This is a genomic window from Jeotgalibaca sp. A127 (genome assembly GCF_052266745.1).
In the GTDB taxonomy this organism is placed as follows: Bacteria; Bacillota; Bacilli; order Lactobacillales; family Aerococcaceae; genus Jeotgalibaca.
On record NZ_JBQPRC010000023.1, the window covers coordinates 1 to 2,875 of the forward strand.

Sequence of the window (2,875 nt, forward strand, 5' to 3'; positions counted from 1 at the left end):
ATAGTTGTGCGGTGGCGATGGCGAGAAGGCCACACCTGTTCCCATCCCGAACACAGAAGTTAAGCTTCTTAGCGCCGATTGTAGTGAAGGGTTTCCCTTTGTGAGAGTAGGACGCTGCCGCGCAACAACATTATTCCGCAATAGCTCAGTTGGTAGTAGCGCTTGACTGTTAATCAAGATGTCGTAGGTTCGAGTCCTACTTGCGGAGTTTTTTTATTTTCCTTGCCGTCTTAGCTCAGTCGGTAGAGCGCCACCATGGTAAGGTGGAGGTCGTCGGTTCGATTCCGACAGGTGGCTTGAAGTGAATGTGAGTACTCTACATTAGAATAAATGATAAAAGTCATGTAAATTGCTTATAGTAGCAGTCTGCATGACTTTTTTGTTGTCTTAAAAATTATAATTAATCAGCAGCATTTTCCGAGGAAAACTTGATGGATGTTACGCTTCTTGGTTATTTGGTATTGGTGAAGGAAATGCTCTTCGCTCTATACGTTGGATTAGTGTTGGCGTGTACTACCGCCCTGAGCCTGTAGTCTCCCGATTTGCAAGCCTCGAAGGGAACGTAGACGCTGAAACGCAAGTGGTCCCTATTTTTCGCATGACATCCTTGACACGACCACGCCGTCCTACGAGATTTCTGAGAAGAATATCTACTAACACCATAAATGATAGAGCCGATATTGACTGACAGTTTATCTAAAGGTATTTCTTGCCTTCACGAATACTCAAAGGTGCCATTTCATTATGGTACTGTTCTATAAAGGTTCGCACCCATTCAGGGTTCGTTTTACTGTAATCCCTAAGTGCCCAGCCAATCGCCTTATTAATAAAAAACTCTTTTTGCCCCAAATTATTGATAATAATTTCAGCTAACAGTTTCTCATCAGTTTTTGTTTTAAAAAGAAGTTGATGGTCAATTGCGACTCTGCGTAACCAAAAATTATCTGCTTGGCTCCATTCCAGCATCATTTTTTTCACTTCAGGAAATTTTAAACTCATTTTTCCAATAACCCCATCTAAACCATCAACAGTATCCCACCAAGACTTAGTCAAAATATATTTCTTAACTAAATGAAGATGATCTGGAGTAAGTATGTCTTGGATGGCGAGTAGATAATCTACTCCCATCAAATGAAACTCCCGTTCCTCTTTTTGAAAACATGCCTCCACAAAATCAAAGTCAATGATTTTGTTTTTTTTGGCAATTAAAAAATAAGATTTAGCAACACTCTTACGTGGGTCTGCGGCTATTCCTAAAAAAGGGAACTGGTTACGCATATATGCCGCCATTGGAATTGCTCTTTCAGGGTTTTGTAAAGCTTCTAATTCATTGAAGAGATTACCATACCACATGTTATTTCCTCCCAATTTTTTTTACATATTATTATACATTATCTTGAGGGATATGGTATACTTTTAAAAGTGAAGCGTTTACAAGGGAGGGCGAAAATGAGAAAAATAAATATAGCACAGACAGATTTAGAGGTTTCAGAAATAGCACTAGGAATCATGCGAATGAACAGCCTGTCAAATGAGGAAGCCGAACGGGTTATTGAGACAGCATTAGATAGCGGCATCAATTATTTTGACCATGCGGATATCTATGGTGGAGGAGAATCAGAACGGATTTTTGGCGAAGCATTTTCTGAACTGGATACTTCCCGAGATTCAGTTTATATTCAATCCAAAACAGGGATTATACCTGGGAAAATGTATGACTTCTCCAAAGAACATATCATCCAATCGGTAGAAGGCAGTTTAACTCGCCTAAAAACCGACTACTTAGATGCTCTATTATTACATCGCCCGGATACCTTGGTTGAACCAGAGGAAGTAGCGGAAGCATTTGAGCAATTGGAACGACAAGGAAAAGTACGATTCTTTGGGGTAAGTAATCATAATCCTATGCAAATTGAATTGTTGAAAAAAAATGTTCGGCAGCCGTTAGTTTTTAATCAGCTTCAAATGAGTGTCAGCCATCATCCGATGATTGATGCTGGGTTTAATGTGAATCGCTCTAATGAACTATCTATTGATCGGGATGGGTCAATTTTAGATTACTGCCGCTTAAATGATATTACGATTCAGCCTTGGTCTCCTTTCCAGGCAGGAAATGATAAGCAGGGCATATTATTCGACCATTCGGATTATGAACAGTTAAATAAAGTCCTTTATAGGTTGGCAGAGGAATATAATGTTAGCCGTGAAGCAATTGCGATAGCATGGTTATTGAGACACCCGGCTAACATGCAACCGATTATTGGAAGCATGAATCCTGGAAGAATAGTTTCGAGTACGCAAGCTTCAAGTCTCCGCCTATCTCGAGAAGAGTGGTATGAGCTATATCGATCGGGTGGTTTCCAGTTACCATAATTTTTAAAAAGTACTTGCTAAAAATTGTTGTGGGTGATAGGATATAAAAGTCGTTATTAGTGCGTCAACTTGTTGAAAAAATAAATGATTATTTTTCTTGACATTGTTACTTATATGAAGTATCATATAAAAGTTGTCACATGGGCAATAACTTATCACCCAAAACAATTTGAAAAAATAATTTCAAAAAAGTGTTGACATTAAGTTGCACAGGTGGTATTATTAAGAAGTTGTCACGAACGAAACATCACGTAACACGTGATAACGAATTGACCTTTGAAAACTGAACAAAGAATGAACGAACCAAACGTGCAGGGCATCCCAACGGATGCACATTAAGCCGACACGCAAGTGTCGCAACACAAGTAAGTCAGCAAAACAAGAGCAATCAACTTAAACATTAGGGTTTCTGTACAAGAGCCCACTTTTAATGAGAGTTTGATCCTGGCTCAGGACGAACGCTGGCGGCGTGCCTAATACATGCAAGTCGAACGGACGGAAC

General features: G+C 39.6%; 2 protein-coding genes, 2 tRNA genes and 2 rRNA genes. 5 read left to right on the top strand and 1 reads right to left on the bottom strand.

Annotated elements, in window-relative coordinates; genetic code table 11:
* Positions 1 to 7: 7 nt before the first annotated feature.
* The 3 genes from rrf to ACTVAI_RS11705 all read left to right on the top strand — a co-directional run bounded on the left by rrf (position 8) and on the right by ACTVAI_RS11705 (position 297).
* Positions 8 to 123, top strand: a 5S ribosomal RNA gene (gene rrf, locus ACTVAI_RS11695).
* A gap of 11 nt (positions 124 to 134) precedes the next feature.
* Positions 135 to 208: transfer RNA gene (locus ACTVAI_RS11700), tRNA-Asn, on the top strand.
* 16 nt (positions 209 to 224) lie between these two features.
* Positions 225 to 297 (top strand) — tRNA-Thr (locus tag ACTVAI_RS11705).
* 399 nt (positions 298 to 696) lie between these two features.
* Here the strand turns inward: ACTVAI_RS11705 and ACTVAI_RS11710 are convergent.
* The gene (locus ACTVAI_RS11710) at positions 697 to 1,353 is read right to left on the bottom strand and encodes a DNA alkylation repair protein (protein WP_443486745.1); all 657 of its coding nucleotides are present in this window, start codon (positions 1,351 to 1,353) and stop codon (positions 697 to 699) included.
* A 96-nt stretch (positions 1,354 to 1,449) separates the two neighbouring features.
* Here ACTVAI_RS11710 and ACTVAI_RS11715 point away from each other — a divergent pair, with 96 nt between their 5' ends.
* Positions 1,450 to 2,373 carry an aldo/keto reductase gene (locus ACTVAI_RS11715; protein ID WP_443486746.1) on the top strand — a complete coding sequence of 308 codons (924 nt, stop codon included), beginning with the start codon at positions 1,450 to 1,452 and terminating at the stop codon, positions 2,371 to 2,373.
* Positions 2,374 to 2,799: 426 nt separating this feature from the next.
* Positions 2,800 to 2,875, top strand: a 16S ribosomal RNA gene (locus ACTVAI_RS11720); the annotation flags it as partial.